This window comes from Streptomyces sp. NPDC005648, from assembly GCF_040605395.1.
In the GTDB taxonomy this organism is placed as follows: domain Bacteria; phylum Actinomycetota; class Actinomycetes; order Streptomycetales; family Streptomycetaceae; genus Streptomyces.
Map to the genome: position 1 here is coordinate 1 of NZ_JBEXCS010000110.1, position 22,205 is coordinate 22,205.

General features: G+C 71.6%; 22 protein-coding genes and 5 tRNA genes. 17 read left to right on the forward strand and 10 right to left on the reverse strand.

Going from position 1 to position 22,205, the window contains the following annotated elements; all coding sequences use genetic code 11:
* Window positions 1-148: 148 nt before the first annotated feature.
* Window positions 149-433, reverse strand: a complete 285-nt coding sequence (locus tag ABZT17_RS39125; protein ID WP_356356491.1) for a hypothetical protein — start codon at window positions 431-433, stop codon at window positions 149-151.
* Window positions 434-470: 37 nt separating this feature from the next.
* Between ABZT17_RS39125 and ABZT17_RS39130 the strand changes: the two genes are divergently transcribed.
* The 6 genes from ABZT17_RS39130 (at window position 471) to ABZT17_RS39155 (ending at window position 1,769) form a co-directional block, all read left to right on the forward strand.
* Window positions 471-1,202, forward strand: a complete 732-nt coding sequence (locus ABZT17_RS39130) for an HAD family hydrolase (RefSeq protein ID WP_356356493.1) — start codon at window positions 471-473, stop codon at window positions 1,200-1,202.
* A 90-nt stretch (window positions 1,203-1,292) separates the two neighbouring features.
* Window positions 1,293-1,364 (forward strand) — tRNA-Gln (locus ABZT17_RS39135).
* A gap of 22 nt (window positions 1,365-1,386) precedes the next feature.
* Window positions 1,387-1,459: transfer RNA gene (locus ABZT17_RS39140), tRNA-Glu, on the forward strand.
* 29 nt (window positions 1,460-1,488) lie between these two features.
* Window positions 1,489-1,561 (forward strand) — tRNA-Glu (locus ABZT17_RS39145).
* Between the two features lie 20 nt (window positions 1,562-1,581).
* Window positions 1,582-1,653: transfer RNA gene (locus ABZT17_RS39150), tRNA-Gln, on the forward strand.
* 43 nt (window positions 1,654-1,696) lie between these two features.
* Window positions 1,697-1,769 (forward strand) — tRNA-Glu (locus ABZT17_RS39155).
* A gap of 50 nt (window positions 1,770-1,819) precedes the next feature.
* Here the strand turns inward: ABZT17_RS39155 and ABZT17_RS39160 are convergent.
* On the reverse strand, window positions 1,820-2,464 hold the full coding sequence (locus tag ABZT17_RS39160) for a MerR family transcriptional regulator (RefSeq protein WP_356356495.1): 645 nt from the start codon (window positions 2,462-2,464) through the stop codon (window positions 1,820-1,822).
* Window positions 2,465-2,549: 85 nt separating this feature from the next.
* Here ABZT17_RS39160 and ABZT17_RS39165 point away from each other — a divergent pair, with 85 nt between their 5' ends.
* Window positions 2,550-3,059, forward strand: coding sequence for a DUF4188 domain-containing protein (locus tag ABZT17_RS39165; protein ID WP_356356496.1), 510 nt, complete (start codon window positions 2,550-2,552; stop codon window positions 3,057-3,059).
* Window positions 3,060-3,173: 114 nt separating this feature from the next.
* Here ABZT17_RS39165 and ndgR read toward each other — a convergent pair whose 3' ends face one another.
* The gene (gene ndgR / locus ABZT17_RS39170) at window positions 3,174-3,890 is read right to left on the reverse strand and encodes an IclR family transcriptional regulator NdgR (protein ID WP_189188940.1); all 717 of its coding nucleotides are present in this window, start codon (window positions 3,888-3,890) and stop codon (window positions 3,174-3,176) included.
* Between the two features lie 190 nt (window positions 3,891-4,080).
* On the opposite strand from ndgR, the gene leuC reads away from it, so the two are divergent.
* The 4 genes from leuC to ABZT17_RS39190 all read left to right on the forward strand — a co-directional run bounded on the left by leuC (window position 4,081) and on the right by ABZT17_RS39190 (window position 7,395).
* A complete protein-coding gene (gene leuC / locus ABZT17_RS39175) occupies window positions 4,081-5,514 on the forward strand; it encodes a 3-isopropylmalate dehydratase large subunit (protein WP_356356498.1) in 1,434 nt (477 codons plus the stop codon).
* Window positions 5,515-5,519: 5 nt separating this feature from the next.
* Window positions 5,520-6,113 carry a 3-isopropylmalate dehydratase small subunit gene (gene leuD, locus ABZT17_RS39180; RefSeq protein ID WP_356356500.1) on the forward strand — a complete coding sequence of 198 codons (594 nt, stop codon included), beginning with the start codon at window positions 5,520-5,522 and terminating at the stop codon, window positions 6,111-6,113.
* Between the two features lie 254 nt (window positions 6,114-6,367).
* Window positions 6,368-6,598: a hypothetical protein gene (locus ABZT17_RS39185; protein WP_356356502.1), complete on the forward strand. Its 231-nt coding sequence runs from the start codon at window positions 6,368-6,370 to the stop codon at window positions 6,596-6,598.
* 137 nt (window positions 6,599-6,735) lie between these two features.
* Window positions 6,736-7,395 (forward strand): HU family DNA-binding protein, encoded by a 660-nt coding sequence (locus tag ABZT17_RS39190; RefSeq protein WP_356356504.1) that lies wholly within the window; start codon window positions 6,736-6,738, stop codon window positions 7,393-7,395.
* Between the two features lie 84 nt (window positions 7,396-7,479).
* On the opposite strand, the gene ABZT17_RS39195 is transcribed toward ABZT17_RS39190, so the two are convergent.
* Window positions 7,480-7,671, reverse strand: a complete 192-nt coding sequence (locus ABZT17_RS39195; RefSeq protein ID WP_356356506.1) for a hypothetical protein — start codon at window positions 7,669-7,671, stop codon at window positions 7,480-7,482.
* A gap of 10 nt (window positions 7,672-7,681) precedes the next feature.
* The gene (gene cofC, locus ABZT17_RS39200) at window positions 7,682-8,320 is read right to left on the reverse strand and encodes a 2-phospho-L-lactate guanylyltransferase (protein WP_356356508.1); all 639 of its coding nucleotides are present in this window, start codon (window positions 8,318-8,320) and stop codon (window positions 7,682-7,684) included.
* A 155-nt stretch (window positions 8,321-8,475) separates the two neighbouring features.
* Between cofC and ABZT17_RS39205 the strand changes: the two genes are divergently transcribed.
* From ABZT17_RS39205 to ABZT17_RS39215, 3 genes are all read left to right on the forward strand, one after another.
* The gene (locus ABZT17_RS39205; protein WP_356356510.1) at window positions 8,476-9,258 is read left to right on the forward strand and encodes a lysophospholipid acyltransferase family protein; all 783 of its coding nucleotides are present in this window, start codon (window positions 8,476-8,478) and stop codon (window positions 9,256-9,258) included.
* On the forward strand, window positions 9,255-10,265 hold the full coding sequence (locus ABZT17_RS39210; protein WP_356356512.1) for an NAD(P)H-dependent glycerol-3-phosphate dehydrogenase: 1,011 nt from the start codon (window positions 9,255-9,257) through the stop codon (window positions 10,263-10,265). The genes ABZT17_RS39205 and ABZT17_RS39210 overlap by 4 nt, the downstream gene beginning before the upstream one ends.
* Window positions 10,266-10,347: 82 nt before the next feature.
* Window positions 10,348-11,505: a D-alanine--D-alanine ligase family protein gene (locus ABZT17_RS39215; RefSeq protein WP_356356514.1), complete on the forward strand. Its 1,158-nt coding sequence runs from the start codon at window positions 10,348-10,350 to the stop codon at window positions 11,503-11,505.
* A 43-nt stretch (window positions 11,506-11,548) separates the two neighbouring features.
* Here the strand turns inward: ABZT17_RS39215 and ABZT17_RS39220 are convergent, their stop codons facing one another.
* Both ABZT17_RS39220 and ABZT17_RS39225 read right to left on the reverse strand, forming a co-directional pair.
* On the reverse strand, window positions 11,549-12,040 hold the full coding sequence (locus tag ABZT17_RS39220; RefSeq protein ID WP_356356516.1) for a DUF3515 domain-containing protein: 492 nt from the start codon (window positions 12,038-12,040) through the stop codon (window positions 11,549-11,551).
* 20 nt (window positions 12,041-12,060) lie between these two features.
* Window positions 12,061-12,294 (reverse strand): Lrp/AsnC ligand binding domain-containing protein, encoded by a 234-nt coding sequence (locus ABZT17_RS39225; protein WP_020121007.1) that lies wholly within the window; start codon window positions 12,292-12,294, stop codon window positions 12,061-12,063.
* A gap of 197 nt (window positions 12,295-12,491) precedes the next feature.
* Here ABZT17_RS39225 and ABZT17_RS39230 point away from each other — a divergent pair, with 197 nt between their 5' ends.
* Both ABZT17_RS39230 and thiD read left to right on the forward strand, forming a co-directional pair.
* Window positions 12,492-13,457, forward strand: a complete 966-nt coding sequence (locus ABZT17_RS39230; protein WP_356356518.1) for a thiamine-phosphate kinase — start codon at window positions 12,492-12,494, stop codon at window positions 13,455-13,457.
* Window positions 13,458-13,489: 32 nt separating this feature from the next.
* Window positions 13,490-14,305 carry a bifunctional hydroxymethylpyrimidine kinase/phosphomethylpyrimidine kinase gene (gene thiD, locus ABZT17_RS39235; RefSeq protein ID WP_356356542.1) on the forward strand — a complete coding sequence of 272 codons (816 nt, stop codon included), beginning with the start codon at window positions 13,490-13,492 and terminating at the stop codon, window positions 14,303-14,305.
* Window positions 14,306-14,625: 320 nt separating this feature from the next.
* On the opposite strand, the gene rpmB is transcribed toward thiD, so the two are convergent.
* Entirely contained in the window at window positions 14,626-14,811 is a 186-nt protein-coding gene (gene rpmB / locus ABZT17_RS39240) for a 50S ribosomal protein L28 (RefSeq protein WP_003993230.1), read from the reverse strand.
* A 201-nt stretch (window positions 14,812-15,012) separates the two neighbouring features.
* Between rpmB and ABZT17_RS39245 the strand changes: the two genes are divergently transcribed.
* On the forward strand, window positions 15,013-16,776 hold the full coding sequence (locus ABZT17_RS39245; RefSeq protein WP_356356520.1) for a DAK2 domain-containing protein: 1,764 nt from the start codon (window positions 15,013-15,015) through the stop codon (window positions 16,774-16,776).
* Window positions 16,777-17,303: 527 nt separating this feature from the next.
* On the opposite strand, the gene ABZT17_RS39250 is transcribed toward ABZT17_RS39245, so the two are convergent.
* Together ABZT17_RS39250 and ABZT17_RS39255 are read right to left on the reverse strand one after the other, a co-directional pair.
* On the reverse strand, window positions 17,304-20,273 hold the full coding sequence (locus ABZT17_RS39250; RefSeq protein ID WP_356356522.1) for a tetratricopeptide repeat protein: 2,970 nt from the start codon (window positions 20,271-20,273) through the stop codon (window positions 17,304-17,306).
* On the reverse strand, window positions 20,273-22,117 hold the full coding sequence (locus ABZT17_RS39255) for an HSP90 family protein (RefSeq protein WP_356356524.1): 1,845 nt from the start codon (window positions 22,115-22,117) through the stop codon (window positions 20,273-20,275). Before ABZT17_RS39255 ends, ABZT17_RS39250 begins: the two co-directional genes overlap by 1 nt.
* Between the last annotated feature and the right edge of the window lie 88 nt (window positions 22,118-22,205).

Consider the following 22,205-nt stretch of genomic DNA (forward strand, 5'->3'; position numbering starts at 1 on the left):
GGCGCACACCCACTGACCTGCACTCCTCCCACACACCGACGACGACGCTGCGCGGTGGCGAAGCACCTCGGACGCAGCGCACCGGCCCGCCCCTCCCCACCGACTTCCTCCTCCCGATACGCCGGGTGCCGCCCCTCCACGCTGTGTTTCAGACGGCGTCTGCCTCGTCGACCAGGTACGAGAACTCGTCGAAGATCTCCAGAACGACAACGACCATGACGGCCCCTGCGACCATGTACTCCAGCATCACGCCGGGGGCCACATACGCCTTGCGCAGGTGTTCATCGGGACCGAGTTGCGCGGTCGCCGTCTTACGGAAGGGGTCACGCGCCAGTACGCCCACGGCCCTGTCCACCTGGGCTCGACGCTCGCCGGGGAGGCCGTCGTAGGCCGCGCGGGCCTCGACGGTGAACTGGACTCGGTACTCGCTCATGCCCTTCAGTGTGCCAGCCCGCGCTACCGTCGGGGACATGAGCATCCGAGCCGTGGTCTGGGACGTCGACGACACCCTCTTCGACTACAGCGGAGCGGACCGCGCGGCCATGCGGGAGTACCTGGTGGCCGACGGGCTGCTCGACCAGGACGGGGCCGTGGCGGACGCGCTGGAGCGGTGGCGGGTGGCCACCGAGGTGCACTGGGCGCGCTTCTCGGCGGGGGAGGTCTCCTTCGAGGGGCAGCGACGGGACCGCGTGCGGCTGTTCCTCGGCCGGGAGCTCACCGACGCCGAGGCCGACGACTGGTTCCGGCGCTACAAGACGTACTACGAGGCGGCCTGGGCCCTCTTCCCGGACGTCCTGCCCGTGCTGGACGCCCTCGCCGCCAGCCACCGGCACGCCGTGCTCTCCAACTCCAGCCTCACCGTCCAGGACCGCAAGCTGCGCGCCCTCGGTGTCCACGACCGCTTCGAGACCATCCTCTGCGCCGCCGAGCTCGGTGTCTCCAAGCCCGAGGCCGGCGCCTTCCTCGCGGCCTGCGAGGCACTGGGCCTCGCCCCGCACGAGGTGGCGTACGTCGGCGACCACCCGGAGATCGACGGCCGAGGCGCCGCCGACGCGGGACTGCTGTCGGTGTGGATCGACCGCGGCGGCCTGCACACCAGGTACGACGTACCCGCAGGCCCGCACCGGATCGCCTCCCTCGCCGAACTCCCCGCCCTGCTCGGCGCGGATACCCGTTTTGGAGCCCCGTCCACCTTCGGGTAATGTTCTTCCTGCGCCGCCGGAGAGCGGGCCGAAAGGCCGGAACCGGAGGCGCGAACTAGAACAAGATCCCCGCAGGGGCTTGCGTTCCAGTGGCCTATGGTGTAATTGGCAGCACGACTGATTCTGGTTCAGTTAGTCTTGGTTCGAGTCCAGGTAGGCCAGCTCGCGGAGCTCATCCGCACCCGCCCCCGTTGTGTAGCGGCCTAGCACGCTGCCCTCTCAAGGCAGTAGCGCCGGTTCGAATCCGGTCGGGGGTACGGATCTCGATCAGCTCGGGATCGCTAGGGCCCCCGTTGTGTAGCGGCCTAGCACGCCGCCCTCTCAAGGCGGTAGCGCCGGTTCGAATCCGGTCGGGGGTACAAACTGGTCTAAACCACATTGGTCTATGGTGTAATTGGCAGCACGACTGATTCTGGTTCAGTTAGTCTTGGTTCGAGTCCAGGTAGACCAGCTCGGATCTGCGGCGTTGTTCATCAAGCGCTCGCATGGTCCTCGCCCCCGTTGTGTAGCGGCCTAGCACGCCGCCCTCTCAAGGCGGTAGCGCCGGTTCGAATCCGGTCGGGGGTACGAGACGAAGGCTCCTCGCGCAGGCGAGGGGCCTTCGCTGCTGTCCGGGGTCATTCGAACCCGTACCGCCGCGCCGACTCCTCCTCCTGGGCGAGGCGGTGCAGCGCCTGAAGGGCGGGCTCGTTGAGGATCGCCCCCAGGATCGCGAACTCGACCTGCTCCGCGTCCGACGGGTACGCCTCCATGTTGTCCAGGTCCAGGACGGCCGTCCGGTGCATCAACTCGGCGTACGGCGCGAGCTGTTCGGCCCCCCAGTCGAAGCCGAGCCGGCGGAACGCGGCCAGCGCCACCACCAGCGAGCGGTAGGCGGGGGAGATGGACGTGAGCTGCCGGGCGTTCCGCCAGCCGAGCCGTTCCAGCAGCGCGCCGACCTCGCGGTGCGCGGCCCGCACGTACTCGTCGTCCTCGTCGGGCTCCGGTACCTGCGGCAGCGCCCACAGGGCCGCGCCCAGCCGGATCGTGCGGGGCAGGGAGTCGTCGTCGACGTGTCCCAGCACCTCGCGCACGGTCGCCACCGGCACCCGGCCGATCTGGATCATCGCCCGCACCAGGCGCAGCCGGCGCAGATGCTCCTCGTCGTACTCGGAGGTCGTCGCGTTGATCTGGCGGCCCTGGGGCAACAGCCCCTCGCGCAGGTAGTACTTGATCGTCGCGACGGACACCCCGCTGCGGGTGCTCAGTTCGGCGAGCCGCATGTCTTGCGCTCCTTCTCGGATACCGCCACTATCCAATCATCGCCACTCGGATAGCGCTGCTCACCAACCAGGGGGAAGTGGTCACATGGTGTCCCGTACGACAGCCGACGCGAAGGGCGATGTCGTCGTCCTGCTGATCGGTATGCGCGTCAACCGCTTCTGGGCCGTCCATCTGTGGCTGCCGGTGATGCTCGGCATGCTGCGCATGCTGCGGGAGCTGGAGAAGGACCCCGCGCGCGGTCTGCTCAGCCGTGTCCTGCTGACGGCGTCGCCCCGGACGTACTACGTCGTCCAGTACTGGGAGTCCAAGGAGAAGCTGTACGCCTACGCGACCGCGCCGGACGCGTTCCACCACAAGGCGTGGGCCAGGCTCAACCGCAAGGAGCGCGACGGGAAGCTGCGGGGCGAGGTGGGCATCTGGCACGAGGCGTATGTCGTGCCGGAGGGGTCGTACGAGGCGATCTACGGGGACATGCCGGCGTTCGGCCTCGCGGCGGCGCACGGGCAGATCCCGCTGGAGAAACGGGGCCGGTACGCCAAGGACCGGTTTGCCCACCGCTCGCGGCAGGAGGCGACGGCCGAGAAGGCCGGCTGACCAGGGGGTTCCGGAGGAACCAGAGGGATCAGGGGGGGACGGGGGGAGCGGGGAGGGCCTGCCGCGGCGTCGGGGCGGGCCCTCCCCGCTGACGTTCCCGGACGGTCCCGTACGTCAGCCGGAGCGGCGCAGGGCCTCGGAGAGGCGGGCGGCGGCGTCGATGACCGCCTGGGCGTGCATCCGGCCCGGGTGACGGGTCAGGCGCTCGATGGGGCCGGAGACCGAGACGGCGGCCACCACGCGGTTGGACGGGCCGCGCACGGGCGCCGAGACGGACGCGACGCCCGGCTCGCGCTCACCGATGGACTGGGCCCAGCCGCGGCGCCGTACGCCCGACAGGGCCGTCGCCGTGAAACGGGCGCCCTGGAGGCCCCGGTGGAGGCGCTCGGGCTCCTCCCAGGCCATCAGGATCTGCGCGGAGGAGCCGGCCTTCATGGTGAGGGTCGAGCCGACCGGGACGGTGTCCCGCAGGCCGGACAGGCGCTCCGCCGCGGCCACGCAGATGCGCATGTCGCCCTGGCGGCGGTAGAGCTGGGCACTCTCGCCGGTGATGTCCCGCAGATGCGTGAGCACCGGGCCCGCCGTCGCGAGGAGGCGGTCCTCGCCAGCGGCCGCGGCCAGCTCGGCCAGGCGCGGGCCGAGAATGAAACGGCCCTGCATGTCACGTGCCACCATGCGGTGGTGCTCCAGAGCCACGGCCAGTCGGTGGGCCGTGGGTCGTGCCAGCCCGGTCGCCGCGACCAGACCCGCGAGGGTGGCCGGACCGGACTCCAGGGCGCTCAGGACAAGGGCTGCCTTGTCCAGAACGCCGACGCCGCTACTGTTGTCCATGCAACGATACTCACGTCTCACTCTGTGAAACGCAAGTTCCTTTTTCCGTGAGACGCGCAACCCTTGTAGGCACAGCGGCCCGGTGACCGTACGGGCCTGGTGACGGGCGCCCGTGAACTGGGGCCGGGTGCCGTCTCCTCAAGATCTCTAGTTGGGCCGGTGGACGATCTCGCCGGCCGGAGGGAAAGCGATGGGTAGGACACTCGCGGAGAAGGTCTGGGACGACCATGTCGTCCGGCGCGCCGAGGGCGAGCCCGACCTCCTCTTCATCGATCTGCACCTGCTGCACGAGGTGACCAGCCCGCAGGCCTTCGACGGTCTGCGCAAGAGCGGCCGCCAGGTGCGCAGGCTCGACCTGACCATCGCGACCGAGGACCACAACACCCCGACCCTCGACATCGACAAGCCCATCGCCGACCCGGTCTCCCGGGTCCAGCTGGAGACGCTGCGCAAGAACGCCGCCGAGTTCGGTGTGCGGCTGCACCCGCTGGGCGACGTCGAGCAGGGCGTCGTGCACGTCGTCGGCCCCCAGCTGGGTCTGACCCAGCCCGGTACGACGGTCGTCTGCGGTGACTCGCACACCTCCACCCACGGCGCCTTCGGCGCGCTGGCCTTCGGTATCGGCACCTCCCAGGTGGAGCATGTGCTGGCCACCCAGACGCTGCCGCTGGCCCGCCCGAAGACCATGGCGATCACGGTCGACGGCGAACTGCCCGAGGGCGTCACCGCCAAGGACCTGATCCTGGCGATCATCGCCAAGATCGGTACCGGCGGCGGCCAGGGCTACATCCTGGAGTACCGCGGCTCCGCCATCGAGAAGCTCTCGATGGAGGCCCGGATGACCATCTGCAACATGTCCATCGAGGCCGGCGCCCGCGCGGGCATGATCGCCCCCGACGAGACGACCTTCGAGTACATCAAGGGCCGCGCCCACGCCCCCGAGGGCGAGGACTGGGACGCCGCCCTCGCGTACTGGAAGACGCTGAGGACGGACGACGACGCCGAGTTCGACGCCGAGGTGGTCATCGACGCCGCGTCGCTCTCGCCGTTCGTCACCTGGGGCACCAACCCCGGCCAGGGCGCGCCGCTTTCGGCCGACGTCCCCGATCCCGCTTCGTACGAAGACGCTTCGGAGCGCCTCGCCGCCGAAAAGGCCCTGGAATACATGGGGTTGGAGGCCGGGCAGCCGCTGCGCTCCATCAAGGTGGACACCGTCTTCGTAGGCTCGTGCACCAACGGCCGTATCGAGGATCTGCGGGCCGCAGCCGCCATCGTCGGGGGCCGCAAAATCGCCGACGGCGTACGGATGCTGGTCGTCCCGGGCTCCGCGCGGGTGGGTCTGCAGGCCGTCTCCGAGGGCCTGGACGTCGTCTTCAAGGAGGCCGGCGCCGAATGGCGGCACGCCGGCTGCTCGATGTGCCTCGGCATGAACCCGGACCAGCTGGCCCCGGGCGAGCGCTCCGCGTCCACCTCCAACCGCAACTTCGAGGGCAGGCAGGGCAAGGGCGGCCGTACGCACCTGGTCTCGCCGCAGGTCGCGGCCGCGACCGCCGTGCTGGGCCATCTGGCCTCGCCCGCCGACCTGACCGACGTAACCGCCGCCGCCGCGCCCGCTGGAGTCTGAGAGTCATGGAAGCATTCACCACGCACACCGGCCGGGCCGTCCCGCTGCGCCGCTCGAACGTCGACACCGACCAGATCATCCCTGCTCACTGGCTCAAGAAGGTGACCCGGGACGGTTTCGAGGACGGGCTGTTCGAGGCCTGGCGCAAGGACGAGAACTTCGTCCTCAACCGGCCCGAGCGCAAGGGCGCCACCGTTCTGGTCGCCGGACCCGACTTCGGCACCGGCTCCTCCCGTGAGCACGCGGTGTGGGCGCTGCAGAACTACGGCTTCAAGGCCGTCATCTCCTCCCGCTTCGCCGACATCTTCCGGGGCAACTCGCTGAAGAACGGCCTGCTCACGGTGGTCCTGGACCAGAAGATCGTGGAGGCGCTGCAGGAGCTGTCGGAGAACGACCCCGAGGCCGAGATCACCGTCGACCTGGAGAGCCGCGAGGTGCGCGCCGAGGGCATCACCGCCTCCTTCGAGCTCGACGAGAACTCCCGCTGGCGGCTGCTGAACGGGCTGGACGACATCTCCATCACCCTCCAGAACGAGGCGGACATCGCCACCTACGAGGCCAAGCGGCCGTCGTACAAGCCGAAGACGCTCCCGGTCTGATCCGGAGCCTCTGAGCAAGACGAGTTTCAGCCACCCGGTACCCCCGATCGGCCCCGATCGGGGGTACCGCCATGTCTGCACCCGAACGGCCCCACCCCGGTGCTGGACTTCATTCAACTTCCCACGTTACAACGGGGGTTGCCGGGGTACGCGTGCCATGAAGCCGCGACCTCCGCAAGTGCCCGGAAGGCCGTTTGAGGGCTCAGTTGCGACCCCCGCAGGCGACAACTCGCCCCAGATGGCACAATCTGTGCATGGAACACGACGGCCAACTCGAGCTCTATGCGGCGGTCGCGGACCAACTCAAGGAAGCGCACGCAACGGTGCGCGCACTGCAAGTCCCGGAGGGCGTACGGATGGCGCTGACCCGGAAGCTGCTGGTCATTACGGCCGCGGCCAAGCACGATCTCGCCGACGCGGCAAGGCGACTGGAGGCGTTCACCGCGGACCTCGATGCGGGGCGAATCCCCGAAGAGGACCGCTGAAGGCAGCCGGTGCAGTCGAGTTCGTTGCGGCGCACGGGTGATTAGCCCGTTTCGTGTTTGATTTGCGGTATATATCTGCCTAACGTGCGAAAAAGCTTGAACACTTTCGTTCTGGCAATGTCTCCGAAGGGGAAGACGTGAACAAGGCGCAGCTCGTAGAAGCGATTGCCGACAAGCTGGGCGGCCGCCAGCAGGCCGCCGAGGCTGTCGACGCGGTCCTGGACGCCATCGTCCGCGCGACCGTCGCGGGAGACCGGGTCTCGGTCACCGGCTTCGGTTCGTTCGAGAAGGTCGACCGTCCGGCCCGCTACGCCCGCAACCCCCAGACGGGCGAGCGGGTTCGGGTCAAGAAGACCTCCGTGCCGCGCTTCCGCGCAGGCCAGGGCTTCAAGGACCTGGTCAGCGGGTCGAAGAAGCTCCCGCGCGGCGGCGAGGTCGCCGTCAAGAAGGCGCCCAAGGGCAGCCTGACCGGCGGGGCGACGGCGACGGTCAAGAAGGCCGCCGCGAAGAAGGCCGCCCCGGCGAAGAAGGCGACGGCCGCGGCGAAGAAGACCACCGCCAAGAAGACGACGGCCAAGAAGACCACGGCCACCGCCAAGAAGACGACCGCGAAGAAGACCACGGCCACCGCCAAGAAGACCACGGGCGCGGCCAAGACCTCCGCGGCCAAGAAGACCACCGCCAAGAAGGCGACGGCCAAGAAGGCCCCGGCGAAGAAGGCGACCGCCAAGAAGGCCCCCGCCAAGAAGTCGACGGCTCGCACCACCGCCAAGAAGACCGCCGCCCGTACGAGGTAAGGGCACAGGGTCACTCACGCACCGGGCCGGACTCCCCGTGGAGTCCGGCCCGCGGCGTGTTCAGCGGGGCTCCCGGGGTACTGGTCAGAACGTCTGCAGGGTCACCAGGGTGATCCGGCCGTCCGTGGTCTCGATCCGCACCCGCTGCCCGGGCCGCAGCAGCCGCAGACCGCCCGCGTCGAACGCCGGCGCGTCGAAGGGCACCGGTGTGCCGTCGTCCAGCAGCACCTGCCCACTGCGGGTCTCGGGGTCGTACGTGTATGCGGTGGCGTGCATGTCCGGCAGCCTACTGCCCCGGAATCAGCAACTGCGCGGCCACGGCGGCCGTCCGGGGGCCCACCCCGAGCGCCAATGCCGCGCGCAGGTCCACGCCGGTGTCCACGTCCTGGCGTACCGAATCCACCGCGGTGAGACGGAGTTCCACGGCTCCCGACGCGCGATGGCGGAGCCGGGAATCCACGCCGAACGCGGGGTGCAATTCCTGGCCCTCTCCGGCGGTCAGCAGTGTCGTGCCGATATTCGCCGCGTCCGGAAGGAAAGCGCGCGGGAATTCCGCCGCCGCGTCCAGTACCCGCGCCAATTCCAGGGGGCGCAGGGCCGGGAGATCGGCGTTCAGGGCCGCCACGGGGGATTCCGGGCGGTCGGCGCGCACGGTCGCCGCCGCGTATGCCAGTGCCGCGTTCAGACCGCCGTGCGGCTCGTCGGTGACGACCCGGGCGCCCAGCGCGGCCAGCTCACGGCCGGCCAGGGCGTCGTCCGTGACCACCGCCACATCCTTCACCGACGGGCTGGCCAGGGCCGCCGCCACGGTGTCCTGGGCGAAGGCGAGGGCGAGGCCCGGGCGCACCCCGTCCGCGGCGGTGTCCGCGAGCCTGCTCTTGGCACGCGCCAGGGGTTTCACGGGTATGACCAACGTCCACTGCACGAGCGTTCCGTCCCTCTCTTGTCGCGGCCATTGTCACTCAGCCGTCACCTGGGCCATCTGGCGGTCGCGCCGTCGAGGCGTACGGTGTTCTCGACAGACCGACGGCCTGGGGCGACACTTGTGCGGCCCCCCAGGCCCTAGAGGAAGGTGTCCGCGTGCCCCGCCGCAGAATCGGCTTCTGGTACCGCCTGGCAGCGGTGATCGCCAAACCGCCGCTGGTGGTTCTGATCAAGCGGGACTGGCGCGGAATGGAGAACATTCCGGCCGACGGCGGATTTATCACCGCGGTGAACCACAATTCCCACGCCGATCCCTTCGCGTACGCCCACTATCAGTACAACACCGGGCGGGTTCCGCGATTCCTGGCGAAGAGCGGCCTTTTCAAGAAGGGATTCATCGGCGCCGTGATGCGCGGCACCGGACAGATCCCCGTCTACCGCGAGACCACGGACGCGCTCAGCGCCTTCCGCGCGGCGATCGACGCGGTGGAACGCGGTGAGTGCGTGGCCTTCTATCCCGAGGGGACCATCACCCGGGACCCGAACCAGTGGCCCATGACCGCCAAGACGGGTGCCGCCCGCGTCGCCCTGACCACCAAGTGCCCGGTGATCCCCGTCGCCCAGTGGGGCGCCAACGAGCTGCTGCCGCCGTACGCCAAGAAGCCCAGCCTCCGCCCGCGCAAGACCCATCATGTGCTCGCCGGCCCGCCCGTCGACCTCGCGCGCTTCTACGACAAGGAGATGACCCCGGACCTGCTGAAGGAGGCCACCGAGGTCATCATGGCCGCGATCACCCGCCAGCTGGAGGAGATCCGCGGCGAGAAGGCGCCCGAGACGCCGTACGACCCCCGCAAGGAGCGGATCGAGCAGCGGCGCAGGACCCAGGCGCAGGGACAGGCGCACGCACAGCAGGCACAGGAAGAGGAGCAGGGCACGTGAGCAAGCCCGTCAAGGCGGCGGTCCTCAGCGCCGGTTCGTGGGGTACGGCGTTCGCGGTCGTGCTGGCGGACGCGGGGTGCGAGGTCACCCTGTGGGCACGCCGGGCGGAGGTGGCCGAGGCCATCAACTCCGGCCGTACCAACCCCGATTACCTGCCCGGCGTCGAACTCCCGGAGAACGTCCGGGCCACCACCGATCCGGCCGAGGCCGCCGCGGGCGCCGACTTCACGGTCCTGTCCGTGCCGTCCCAGACGCTGCGCGCCAACCTCGCCGAGTGGACGCCGCTGCTCGCGCCCGACACGATCCTCGTCTCGCTGATGAAGGGCGTCGAGCTCGGCTCCGCCATGCGGATGAGCGAGGTCATCGAGGACGTCGCCAAGGTCGGCCAGGACCGTATCGCCGTCGTCACCGGACCCAACCTCGCGCGCGAGATCGCCTCCCGGATGCCGGCCGCCGCGGTGGTCGCCTGCACCGAGGAGTCGGTCGCCCGACGGCTCCAGTCCGCCTGTCACACGCCGTACTTCAGGCCGTACACGGAGACGGACGTGGTCGGCTGCGAGCTGGGCGGCGCGGTCAAGAACGTCATCGGGCTCGCCGTCGGCATCGCGGACGGCATGGGTCTCGGCGACAACGCCAAGGGCTCGCTCATCACGCGCGGACTCGCCGAGACGGCGCGGCTCGGGGTCGCCCTCGGTGCCAACCCCCTCACCTTCGCGGGCCTCGCGGGCCTCGGGGACCTGGTGGCGACGTGCTCCTCGCCGCTGTCCCGCAACCACACCTTCGGCACCAACCTCGGCAAGGGCATGACCCTGCGGGAGACCATCGCGGTCACCAAGCAGACCGCCGAGGGCGTCAAGTCCTGTGAGTCCGTTCTGGATCTGGCCCGCCGGCACGGCGTCGACATGCCGATCACCGAGACGGTCGTCGCCATCGTCCACGAGGGCAAGCCGCCGGTGGTCGCCGTCAAGGAGCTCATGTCGCGCAGCGCGAAGCCCGAACGACGCTGAGCGACCACGTCGTTTTTTGCCTCGTTCGCCGCAGGGGCGCACGCTGTCTCAGGGCACTACCACCGGGTACTCTCAACGCGATATGAGCACCGAGAACCTTCCCCAGAGCCCTGAGCAGCCGTCTCGCAAGCCGCGTGTGGCCGTCGTGTTCGGCGGGCGCAGCTCCGAACACGGGATCTCCGTGGTCACCGCCGGCGCCGTCCTGCGGGCCGTCGACCGGACCAAGTACGACGTCCTGCCGATCGGCATCACCCGCGAAGGCCGCTGGGCCCTGACCGCCGACGAACCGGAGCGCATGGCGATCTCCGACCGCCGTACGCCCGAGGTCGAGGACGTCGCCGAGTCCGGCGAGGGCGCCGTGGTGCTCCCCCTCGACCCCGGCAACCGCGAAGTCGTCGTCAGCGAACCGGGATCGGTGCCCAAGGCGCTCGGCGAGGTCGACGTCGTCTTCCCCGTCCTGCACGGCCCCTACGGCGAGGACGGCACCCTGCAGGGCCTCCTGGAACTCTCCGGCGTCCCGTACGTGGGTTCGGGTGTGCTCGCCTCGGCCGTCGGCCAGGACAAGGAGTACATGAAGCGGGTGTTCACCTCCTTCGGGCTCAAGGTCGGCCCGTACGTGGTGATCCGGCCCCGCGAGTGGGAGCGGGACGAGCCGGCCGCCCGGAAGAAGATCGTCGACTTCGCCGGTGAGCACGGCTGGCCGCTGTTCGTGAAGCCCGCGCGCGCCGGCTCGTCGATCGGCATCACCAAGGTCGAGGACATCTCGGGGCTCGGCGAGGCGATCGCGGAGGCCCAGCGCCACGACCCGAAGATCCTGGTCGAGGCGGCGCTGCGGGGCCGCGAGATCGAGTGCGGCGTCCTGGAGTTCGAGGACGGGCCGCGTGCCTCGGTGCCGTCCGAGATCCCCCCGCCGGACGCGCACGCGTACTACGACTTCGAGGCCAAGTACATCGACTCGACGCCCGGGATCGTGCCGGCGCCCCTGACGCCGGAGGAGACGGCGGAGGTGCAGCGCCTCGCCGTGGACGCCTTCGAGGCCGCCTCCTGCGAGGGCCTGGTCCGCGCGGACTTCTTCCTCACCGAGGACGGCGAGTTCGTGATCAACGAGATCAACACCATGCCCGGTATGACCCCGATCTCGATGTACCCCCAGATGTGGCAGGCGACGGGCGTGAGCTATCCCGAGCTGGTGGACCGCCTGATCCAGGCGGCTCTGCGCAGGTCGACGGGGCTTCGCTAGCCGGTCGGCAGCGGTCGCCGGCCGGTCGGCGGCCAGTCGCCGGCTAGTCGGCGATCCCTGCCGGGATCGCCTTCCCGACCGATTTCGCGAGGTCCACGAGCGGAGCCATTCCGTCTCCCGTACGGCTCTTGGGGATCGTCACCTCGACGTACGCCTTGCGCAGCGTGGTCGTGAAGCGGAACGACCCGTCGCCCTGCTTCTCCAGCAGCCAGCCCACCCCGTTCACCTCGACCCCGTCGGCCTCCGGATCGCTCATCTTCGCGGGCCGTTCGACACCGCAGCGCAGTATGATCGCCGGGTTCCCCCAGCCCGCGGTCAGCGCGGACGCGGGCGTGGGATCCCGGCGATCCTGACCGTCGACCTTGGACGGCAGCGCCTTGTCCAGGCCCTTGCACAGCTCGGAGACCTTCGCCCCCGGCGAGGGAACCGCCGCCGACACGGTGTCGTCTGCTGAGGAGCAGCCCACAGCGGTGATCAGCAGGGCGAGCACGGGCGGCCCGACAAGGACGAGGCGCCGGTGGCGGAAGAAGTTCACCGGCCAAGGGTAGACGGGGGCTACAGATGCACGACCGGGCAGGTCAGGGTGCGCGTGATGCCGTCCACCTGCTGGACCTTCGCGACCACCAGACGGCCGAGGTCGTCCACGGTGTCGGCCTGGGCGCGCACAATCACGTCATAGGGTCCTGTCACGTCCTCGGCCTGGATCACCCCAGGAATCTTGCTGATCGTCTCGGCGACGGTCGACGCTTTGCCGACCTCCGTCTGGATCAGGATGTACGCCTGTACCACGGAACCTCCAGGGCGGCCACGAGGATCATGTGGGGAAAAGGAACGCCACGGTATCGCGTCGCCGCGCGCCACGGGGAGACCCGGGGCCCCTGCGGCGGGGTACGGGGGCGGCACAGGTTGACGGACACCTCGACCGTATCGAGGACACTGTTGACGCGCGACTGGGCACGGCAAGGGACAGAAGGGGAGCAAGGGTAATGAAGGGCACTGTTGGTGAGCTCGGGGAGTTCGGGCTCATCAGGGAGCTCACCTCCCGTCTCACCACCACCTCGGCGGTCCGGGTCGGCCCCGGCGACGACGCCGCGGTGGTCGCCGCGCCCGACCGCCGGGTCGTGGCCAGCACCGACATCCTCCTGGAGGGCCGGCACTTCCGCCGTGACTGGTCCACGGCCTACGACGTCGGTCGCAAGGCCGCCGCGCAGAACCTCGCGGACATCGCCGCCATGGGCGCCGTGCCGACCGCCCTGCTGCTCGGTCTGGTCGTCCCCGCCGAACTCCCGGTGACCTGGCCGAGCGAGCTGATGGACGGGCTGCGCGACGAGTGCCAGGTGGCGGGCGCGTCCGTGGTCGGCGGTGATGTCGTACGAGGGGACACGATCATGGTGTCGATCACCGCGCTCGGCGATCTGCGCAACCAGGAACCGGTCACCCGGGCCGGCGCCCAGCCCGGCGACCTCGTCGCCGTCACCGGCTGGCTGGGCTGGTCGGCCGCCGGCTACGCGGTGCTCTCCCGAGGCTTCCGCTCCCCGCGCGCCTTCGTGGAGGCGCACCGGCGCCCGGAGCCGCCGTACCACGCGGGTCCGGCGGCGGCCGGGCTCGGTGCCACCGCCATGTGCGACGTCAGTGACGGGCTGATCGCCGATCTCGGGCACATCGCCGAGGCCAGCAAGGTCCGGATCGACATCCGCTCCGGCGCGGTCGACATCCCGTCCCAGATGAACGACATCGGGCAGGCCGTCGGCGTCGACCCCATGCAGTGGGTGCTGACCGGGGGAGAGGACCACGCGATCGTGGCGACCTTCCCGCCGGACGTGAAGCTGCCGGCCCGCTGGAAGGTGATCGGCGAGGTGCTCAACCCGTCGGCGCTGCCCCAGGTGACGGTCGACGGGGCGCCGTGGACCAGCAAGGGCGGCTGGGACCACTTCGGGGACATCGAGTCGTGAGCCCCGTGCCGGTCGTGAGCCCCGTGCCGGTCGTGAGCCCCGTGCCGAGGGTGCTGACGGTCGCCGGCTCCGACTCCGGCGGAGGGGCCGGGATCCAGGCCGACCTGAAGACCATGCTCGCTCTCGGCGTGCACGGCATGAGTGTGATCACGGCGGTCACGGCCCAGAACTCCCTCGGTGTGCAGGGGGCTTGGCCGCTGCCGGTGGAGGCGGTGCGGGCCCAGTACCGCAGCGTCGTCGACGACATCGGCGTACAGGCGGTGAAGACCGGGATGCTGGCGTCGGCCGAACTCGTCGAGGCCGTGGCCGAGTTGATCGCCACGACGGACGCGCCGGCCGTCGTCGACCCGGTCGGTGTCTCGAAGCACGGGGACGCGCTGCTCGCCGACTCGGCCCTCGACTCGATGCGCGGGAAGCTGCTGCCGGCGGCGACCGTGGCGACCCCGAACCTCGACGAGGTCGCCCAACTCACCGGCGTACGGGTCGGGTCGGAGGAGCAGCTCGGGCAGGCGGCGGCGGCCGTGCTGTCGTACGGACCGAAGTGGGTGCTCGTCAAGGGCGGTCATCTCCCCGGCGACGCGGTCGATCTGCTCACCGACGGCAGCGAGGAGCACTGGTTCCGCGCCCCCCGTCTCGACAACCGGCACACACACGGCACGGGCTGCACCCTCGCGTCGGCGATCGCCTCTCAGCTGGCGAAGGGGCGGTCCGTGCCGCATGCGGTGGCGGCGGCCAAGGAGTACGTCACCGGCGCGATCGCCGCAGGGTTCGCGCTCGGCGGGGGGATCGGGCCCGTGGATCACGGGTGGGCCCTCACTCGGGGTACTCGGGGTACTCGGGGAGCTTGACGGCGGTCGCCGACTTCGCGGTGATCCTCTTGAAGAAGGCGGCCGGCGGACCACGCCGTGTGCGGGGTCGGACGGCGGCGCAGACGCGAGAGCTGGGACTGGAGGGCGCCCGCGGCCCCGGAGGGCGGCTCGGCGCCGTACAGGCCGTCGGGGAGGCGCTGTGTGGAGACCGCGTGACCGGCGTCCAGGAGCAGCCCGCTGAGCAGCGCGCGGGGGCGGGGACCGCCGGGGTCAGGTCGGGCACGGCAAAAAGCCGGCCCACCCTGAGGTGGACCGGCTCGGTGCAGCGAACCAGCAGTGGCCGCGCGCTTAACTGTGCGTCAGCGCGAGACCTTGCCGGCCTTGATGCACGAGGTGCAAGCGTTCACGCGCTTCGGCGTCCCACCGACCACGGTACGCACGCGCTGGATGTTCGGGTTCCAGCGACGGGACGTACGGCGGTGCGAGTGCGAGATGTTGTTGCCGAAGCCCGGGCCCTTGCCGCAGACGTCGCAGTTGGCAGCCACGGGTCACTCCAAAGACTTCAGATGCACTTACGGTTGATCCCGGCATGCCGGGATCAGGATCGTAGATCTGAGTGGCGCTGCCAGGGGAATGGCCCGATCGGATCGGGCAACCGGAGCAGCATACAACGACTGCGCCAGTAGAACGAAACTACCACGGCTGCTCTACGCTGCGTGCAGTCCAGCAGCTCAGGGAGGCCGCAGGTGGCGCAGGTGCCGCAGACATTCTTCGATGCTCTCGCGGTGCGCTCCTGGTGCGGCCTCGCGCTGGAGGCGCTGGGACGCGCGCGTGAGGAGATCGACGCGATCAACGTGTACCCCGTGGCCGACGGGGACACCGGCACCAACCTGTGTCTGACGATGGAGTCGGCCGCCGCCGCGGTGGAGGCCGTCTTCGCGGCCCATGAGGTGGACCCGCGGGCATCGGGTAGGCCGACGCCGGCCGACGCCGTGCGGGCGATGGCGCACGGGGCCCTGATAGGGGCGCAGGGGAACTCCGGGACGATCCTCGCCCAGCTGCTGCGCGGTATGGCGCAGGTCCTCGCCGCCGATGGTGAGCGGCCTCACACCGACGGCCCCGGTCTCCGTCTCGCCCTGCGTCACGCGGCCGACTCGGCCCGCCAGGCCGTCGCGCACCCCGTCGAGGGCACGGTCCTGTCGGTCGCCTCGGCCGCCGCGGACGCCGCCGAGGGTGCCGAGGGCGACTGCGGGACGGTCGCGCGCGCCGCCTATGAAGGGGCCCGCACCGCCCTCGCCGCGACCCCCGGGCAGCTGGCCGTACTGGGCCGCGCCGGCGTGGTGGACGCCGGCGGACGGGGCCTGGTGGCGGTGCTCGGGGCCCTCGTGGAGACGTTCACGGGGGAGGCGCCGGGGGGTGGCTCCGGCACCGTGGCTTCCGGGGGGCACGCGCGCGTGGGGCTCGCGGGCCCGGACGCGGGTGCGGCGCACGCGGGCGTCGCGGTTGAGAGCGAAGGCGAAGCCGATACGACCGGTGTCGGAGGCCTGCTCGTCGCCGAGGAGTGTGACTCGGCCCTGGGAGAGGGCGGGCCCGCCTTCGAGGTGATCTATCTCCTGGAGGCCCGGGACGCGGCCGTGGACCGGCTGCGGGAGCGGCTCGACGGGCTCGGGGACTCGCTGGTCGTCGTCGGCGGCGACGGGCTGTGGAACGTACATGTGCACGTAAACGACGCGGGCGCCGCCGTGGAGGCGGGCGTCGAGGCGGGGCGCCCGTACCGGATCCGGATCACCCACTTCGGGGCCGGCGACGTCCACACCACCGGCGCCGGACGGCCGCCCCGGCCCAGGGTCCAACGCGCCGTGGTGGCCGTGGTGCCCGGCGAGGGCCTGGCCGGGCTGTACGGCGAGGCCGGTGCCACGACCGTCCTCGCGCGCCCCGGGGAGCCGCCCGCCAGCGGGGAGCTCGTGGAGGCCGTACGGCGGGCCCACGCGCGCGAGGTCGTGCTGCTGCCCAACGACGCCGATCTGCGCCACACCGCCGCCGCGGCGGCCGAGCAGGCCCGCGCCGAGGGCATCCGGGTCGCCCTGATCCCCACCCGCTCGGCGGTCCAGGGCATCGCCGCGCTCGCCGTGCACGAGCCGGAGCGCCGCTTCGACGAGGACGTGGTGTCCATGACGTCGGCGGCCGGCGCGACCCGCTACGCCGAGGTCGCCGTCGCCGAGCGCCAGTCCTGGACGATGGCCGGCATCTGCCAGGCCGGCGACGTGCTCGGGCTCATCGACGGCGATGTGGCCGTGATCGGCTCGGACGTCATCGCGGCCGCGGAGACCGTCCTGGACCGCATGCTCCAGGCCGGCGGCGAACTGGTGACCATCGTCCTCGGCGACGAGGCCCCGGAGTCCGTGGCCGCCCGCCTGGAGGCACGCGTGCGTGAGTCGTACCTCGCCGTCGACACGGTCGTGTACCGGGGCGGCCGGCAGGGAGCCCTGCTGCTGATCGGCGTCGAATAGCCACCGGACACCGGCGAGGCCGCCCCCGCGCAGCTCCCCGCTCCCGCTCCCTCTTCCGCCCGGCGCTCCCGCGCCGTCGTAGGCCGCGAGTACCGCACGTGCGCGTGTCGCGGCGTGGCCGGGGCGGCCGAGGTCGGACTTCAGCCGGCCTGCGGCGAGTTCGGCGTCGGTGCGGCCCGTGCTTCCGGCGTTCGTGCCTGTGGTCGTCTATGCGGCCTCCGCCCGCTGCTCCTTCACCACCTGCAGCAGCCGTGATTACCGCACGTGCGCGTGTCGCGGTGTGGCCGGGGCGGCTGAGGTCGGACTTCAGCCGGCCCGGGGCGAGTTCGGCGTCGGTGCGGCCCGTGCTTCCGGCGTTCGTGCCTGTGGTCGTCTGGTCGGCCTCCGCCCGCTGCTCCTTCACCACCTGCAGCAGCCGCGAGTACCGCACGTGCGCGTGTCGCGGTGTGGCCGGGGCGGCTGAGGTCGGACTTCAGCCGGCCTGCGGCGAGTTCGGCGTCGGTGCGGCTGTCGAGGGGGACGGTCGTCTATTCGGCCTCCGCCCCCTGTTCCTTCACCACCTGCAGCAGTTGCCGTGCCTCTGCCCGGCGCTCCTGCGCCGTCTCTTCGGCGTCCCCGGCGCCGTCGTAGGCCGCGAGTACCGCACGTGCGCGTGTCGCGGCGTGGCCGGGGCGGCTGAGGTCGGACTCCAGCCAGCCCGCGGCGAGTTCGGCGCCGGTGCGGCTGTCGAGGGCGTCGTCGCCGAGGGCGGCGAACACCACGACCGCCTCGCCGATCTGCGCCAGGGCCTCCTCCAGCGTGGCCCGGATCGCGTCGTCGTCGGCGTCCTCCGCGGCCGAGCGGGCCAGCAGGTCGCCGAACTGGCGGTGGGTGTGGCCGAGTTCGGCGACCAGCCGCTCCCGGGTCTCCTCGTCGGCCTCGCCCGCGCCCAGGACCGTCTCGCACTCGCCGACCGCCGCCGCCATCAACTCCCGTGCCCTGTCGGCCCCGTCCTCCGCCCGCAGCGCCAGCCACGCGCGGGCGCGCAGGGACCGTACGAGCCCGTGGACGTTGCCGAGCGAGCGCCAGAGCTCGCCCGCGCGCGTGTACGCCCGGTCCGCCTCGTCGTGCAGTTTGGCGGCTCCCAGGGACTCCGCGGCGAGGTGGGCGAGGGTCGCGTGGTCGTGCTGTTCGGGCCAGTGCCGGGCGATCTCGGCGGCCCGCAGCCGCCGTTCGGCCGCCTCCCGGTGCTCGCCCAGCTCGCTGAGGCAGTCGCCGAGCCACCACTGCGCCTGTACGACCGCGCCGTCGCCGTGGGTGTCGACGCTCAGGTCGGGCAGCGCCGACTCCAGCACCTCGGCGGCCTCGGCCCACCGGCCCTGCCGCAGCAGCAGCCCGCCCAGCTGGTGCCGGGCCCAGGCGCCGAGGGTCGGCCCCTCGCCTGCCTCGTCGGCCCAGTGCGCCGCCTCCAGGGCGTGCTCGGCGGCCTCCACGGCCAGCCCCCGGCCGCCGATCACCTCGGCCAGCTGGAGGTGCAGTTGGGCCCGTCCGACGGCCTCCAGCTGGGCCCCGCCGTGCTCCAGGGCCGCCCGCAGCGCCCGCTCGGTCTCCGTGATGTCGCCCAGATGGTGGGCCAGTCCGGCCAGCCGGGCCTCGTACTCCACCGCGAACCACGGCAGCCCGGCCCCCACGAACCCGGCCGAGGCCCGCCTGAACAGCTCGACGGCCCCCTCCAGGTCGCCCCGGCGCACGGCGAGCTCGGCCAGCATGGCCCGCGCCTCCGCCTCCCGTGAGGCGATCCGCACATCGTCGCCGACGTATCCGCCGACCAGCGCGAGCAGCTCACGGACAGCGCTCTCGGCATCGTCCAGAACCGTTTCCGCGGACGGCAGGCCGGCCCCCTCCGCGAAGTCGCCGTCCGCCGCCTCGGACGCCTCCTGCACGCACCGCATCAGCACCCGCGCCCGCCCCATCAGCACCGACGCCGTCTGCCGCACCCCCGTCGCGTCGTCGGCGTACAGCGCCAGGACCTCGTCGTAGGGCTCCGCGACCGCCGTCAGGGCCTCGGACACCTCACCGGTCAGGGCGCGTACGTACGCCGCACGCGTGCGTGCCGCCAGCGCCTCTCCCAGGTCGCCCGCCTCCGCGTACAGCGCGGCGGCCCGCTCGAAGAGCTCGGCGCCCTCGGGGCCCCGGTCCATCGCCTCGTGATCGACGATCTCCGCCCGGTCGTGGGCGTCCAGTGCGACGCCCTCGGCGGCCCGGGAGACCGCCGCCCACGCCTCGACCGCGTTCGGCCGCAGAGCGTCCGACAGCCGCCGGGCCTCGGCCAGCAGGGCGGAGAGGTCGGGCTCGGCCGGCGGCGCCTCGACCGGCGCCGGGGCGGGGGGCGGGGAGACCCGGCGTACCGCGCGGACCCCCAGCGGCAGCCGGTCCGCCAGCGGAGGCTGCGCCATACGCGCGCGGGCCCGCTCACTGATGTGCGAGGTCCCGTTGCGCTCGTCGAAGCGCGCCGCCAGCGCGAGAGCCTCCGCACGCGCGTGCGTGGCCAGTTCCCGCGCGGTCCAGGCGCGGCCGGCCGGTCCCGGCACCTCGCGGTCGCCCAGGCCGCGCTCGACCAGGCGGTCCATGAGCAGTGTGACCACGGCGAGGAAGTCCAGACGGCTGCGCGGATGCCCGGTGTCCGTGAAGTACGCGGGCCGCTCCGCCAGCAGCTCCAGGCCGCGCGCCTCGTTCCCGGTCAGCGCGCAGAACTCCACATGGTCGGCGTACGCGCCCCGCATGCTCTCCATGGACCGCACCAGCCGGAAACCCCGGAGGTGGTTGGCGCGCGCCTCGTCGACGCGGCCGAGGCGCAGCAGGGGGAGCAGGGACGACGCCAGCACCGTGTGCGGCTCGTGCGCGCAGGTGAACTCGCCCTCCAGGACCGGCCGCCACAGCAGCAGCGCCTCCGCGTCCCGCTCCCGCTCGGCCTGCCACCAGCCCTGACCGTGCAGCTCGCAGGCGTGGCAGTCGGCCATGGTGTCCCGGTCCGCGGCCAGCCACGCCGTGTACGCCCGCTCCGCGCGCGGGATGTCACCGACATGCGCGGCCACACTGAACTCGGCGCTGCGCACGGCCCGTTCGGAGTGTCCGGCGAGCCGGTAGCGGTGTTCCATCTCGCCGAGCCACTTCTCGATCGAGGCGAGCGGGACGTGCGGCTGGTCGAGCATGCCCGCCGACACCCACTTGAAGACCCAGTGGAGCGAGTGCGTCTCGTACTCGTCGAAGTCCTCGGGCCGCTCGTCCCACATGCGCAGCAGTCGCGCGAAGGGGACGAACATCTTGTCCTTCTCGGAGCTGTAGTTGTAGACCTTCAGCTGGTGTCCGAGCGCCTCGATCACGGCGAGCGGGACGCCCAGCTTCTCGGCCTCGGCGAGGAGCTGCTCCGCGCGCGCGTTGCGAGCGGGCCCCTCCGGGCGCTCGCCGTTCTCCGCCATCGCCCGGCGCAGGGAGTCGAAGTCCGTGATCTCGCCCATCAGTGAACGCCCCCCGAGGAGTTGCCCGTCGCATCGGATTCGCCGTGGGTCGCCCACTCCAGCAACCCGATGAACGCCCGGTTCAGCAGCGCGGTGTCCGCCGGCCGCAGCGTCCGCTGGGCCATCAGCAGCGCCTGTCCGTAGAGGGACTCGGTGGCGGTGCCGATCAGTTCCGCGTCACCCAGTGAACTGATCCTGCGGACCAGCGGGTTGAGGTGGTTGAGCACCAGACGCGCGCGGGGGGCGCTGCCCCGCAGCGAGCCCAGGATCCCCGCCCACAGGTCGTCGGCCTGCTCCTCGGCCTCCGCCCGGGCCTGTTCGTGCCGGGCCGAGCGGTCGTCCAGGTGCAGCGCGGGCACGGAGAGCGGATGGAAGGCCCGCAGGACCACATCGCATCCCAAGGGGTCGAGTTTGGCCCGCGCCGCCGCGAGGAAGCCGGACAGCGCCAGCTCCTCCGCCGCGTCGACACCGTCCAGATGGGCCGTCACGGTGTCCGCGTCCAGCTCGGCGACCACCGTCCCCGGCCGCACCGACGGCAGGGCCTCGACCAGCTCGCTGTCGTAGGTGTAACCGCCGTTGACCACCCCGACGCCCTGCGCGGAGGCGATCGGAGCGACCTGCCGGTACTCCTCGACGGTCCGGGTGAAGTGCACCACCGGGTGCCGCTGGGCGAACTCCTCCAGGGACAGCCGCCCGTCGGTCGTCTCGAAGGGCAGCCACGGCAGCATCGTCCGCAGCATCTCCCTGTCGTGCCGCGCCAGGGACTTCACGCCCAGGTAGTGCACCGACAGAAAGGCCCCGAGCCGTTCCGGATCCCCGGCCGCGAGCCCGGTCAGCCAGGACCGGATCCGCTCCCCTAGCGCCTCCCGTACGGCCGCCAGGGTCTCGTCCTCGTAAAGCGACTCGCGCGAGGCCGTGGGCCGCAGACTGTCGGTGTCCAGCACGCACCGCACGAAGAACGCCCAGTCGGGCAGCAGCTGTTCGGCCCGCTCCGTCAGGAGCATGCCCTTCAGATGCACCCGGTGGGTGGCCCGCTGGGCGGGACTCACCGCCGACGGCAGTACGTACGCCACGCCCCGGATCCCGGCCAGCGGCACGTTCAGCTCGATCGAGTCCAGCGGGGTGAAGCCGAACAGTTCGTGGCAGTGCCGGGCCAGCGCCACGCGCCGGTTGGCGGGGGAGGGGTACGAGCGGTCCCAGGGCGCCGGCAGATCGGTGACCGACTCGTCACCGACCCGGACGTCGTAGGGCAGCAGCGACCCGAAGTCCCGGGCCAGCGTGAGCACCCGCTCCGGGGTCAGCCACTCCCGGGCACCCGCCCGGGCCACCAGGTGCACGGTGGTGCCCGGTTCGGGCCGGGCGTCGGGCGGCAGCGTCCGTACGGTGTACGAGCCGTCGTCGCTCGCCATCCACTCCACGGGTGCCGCGTCCGGGGTGCGGGCGCTGCGGCTGACCACGCGGATCCGCTCGGCCACCACGAAACAGGCGAGCAGTCCGATGCCGAACTGCCCGAGGAAGTCCGAGCGGACCTCCTGGATGCCCTCGGCGCGCTTGGAACTGCGCCCGATGGTGGCGAGCAGGTTGTGCACGTCCGCTTCGCTCAGCCCGATACCGGTGTCCTCGACACGCAGGGCACCCGCCTCCGCGTACAGCCGCACCCGCGCCGGGGCGTCGGGCTGCTCGGCACGCCGGGCGGTGATGGCGTCCACGGCGTTCTGCAGCAGCTCGCGCAGATAGACCTTGGGACTGGAGTAGAGGTGGTGCGAGAGGAGATCCACCAGGCCACGCAGGTCGACCTGGAACGTATGAGGTGTCTGGGATGACTGTGAGGTCTGGGAATCCATCGTCGCAGCGCCGGTGGGGGGACGTGCGGTCGGCGCGGGGTCGGGCGGTCCCGGATGGGGCGGTGACCGCGGGGGATGGCCGGAGCGC

What these genes read in the sequence shown, in the direction of transcription:
- ABZT17_RS39125 (WP_356356491.1), bottom strand. Translation starts at nt 433, where the DNA reads ATGAGCGAGTACCGAGTCCAGTTCACCGTCGAGGCCCGCGCGGCCTAC.
- ABZT17_RS39130 (WP_356356493.1), top strand. Translation starts at nt 471, where the DNA reads ATGAGCATCCGAGCCGTGGTCTGGGACGTCGACGACACCCTCTTCGAC.
- ABZT17_RS39160 (WP_356356495.1), bottom strand. Translation starts at nt 2,464, where the DNA reads ATGCGGCTCGCCGAACTGAGCACCCGCAGCGGGGTGTCCGTCGCGACG.
- ABZT17_RS39165 (WP_356356496.1), top strand. Translation starts at nt 2,550, where the DNA reads ATGGTGTCCCGTACGACAGCCGACGCGAAGGGCGATGTCGTCGTCCTG.
- ndgR (WP_189188940.1), bottom strand. Translation starts at nt 3,890, where the DNA reads ATGGACAACAGTAGCGGCGTCGGCGTTCTGGACAAGGCAGCCCTTGTC.
- leuC (WP_356356498.1), top strand. Translation starts at nt 4,081, where the DNA reads ATGGGTAGGACACTCGCGGAGAAGGTCTGGGACGACCATGTCGTCCGG.
- leuD (WP_356356500.1), top strand. Translation starts at nt 5,520, where the DNA reads ATGGAAGCATTCACCACGCACACCGGCCGGGCCGTCCCGCTGCGCCGC.
- ABZT17_RS39185 (WP_356356502.1), top strand. Translation starts at nt 6,368, where the DNA reads ATGGAACACGACGGCCAACTCGAGCTCTATGCGGCGGTCGCGGACCAA.
- ABZT17_RS39195 (WP_356356506.1), bottom strand. Translation starts at nt 7,671, where the DNA reads ATGCACGCCACCGCATACACGTACGACCCCGAGACCCGCAGTGGGCAG.
- ABZT17_RS39215 (WP_356356514.1), top strand. Translation starts at nt 10,348, where the DNA reads ATGAGCACCGAGAACCTTCCCCAGAGCCCTGAGCAGCCGTCTCGCAAG.
- ABZT17_RS39230 (WP_356356518.1), top strand. Translation starts at nt 12,492, where the DNA reads ATGAAGGGCACTGTTGGTGAGCTCGGGGAGTTCGGGCTCATCAGGGAG.
- ABZT17_RS39250 (WP_356356522.1), bottom strand. Translation starts at nt 20,273, where the DNA reads ATGGGCGAGATCACGGACTTCGACTCCCTGCGCCGGGCGATGGCGGAG.
- ABZT17_RS39255 (WP_356356524.1), bottom strand. Translation starts at nt 22,117, where the DNA reads ATGGATTCCCAGACCTCACAGTCATCCCAGACACCTCATACGTTCCAG.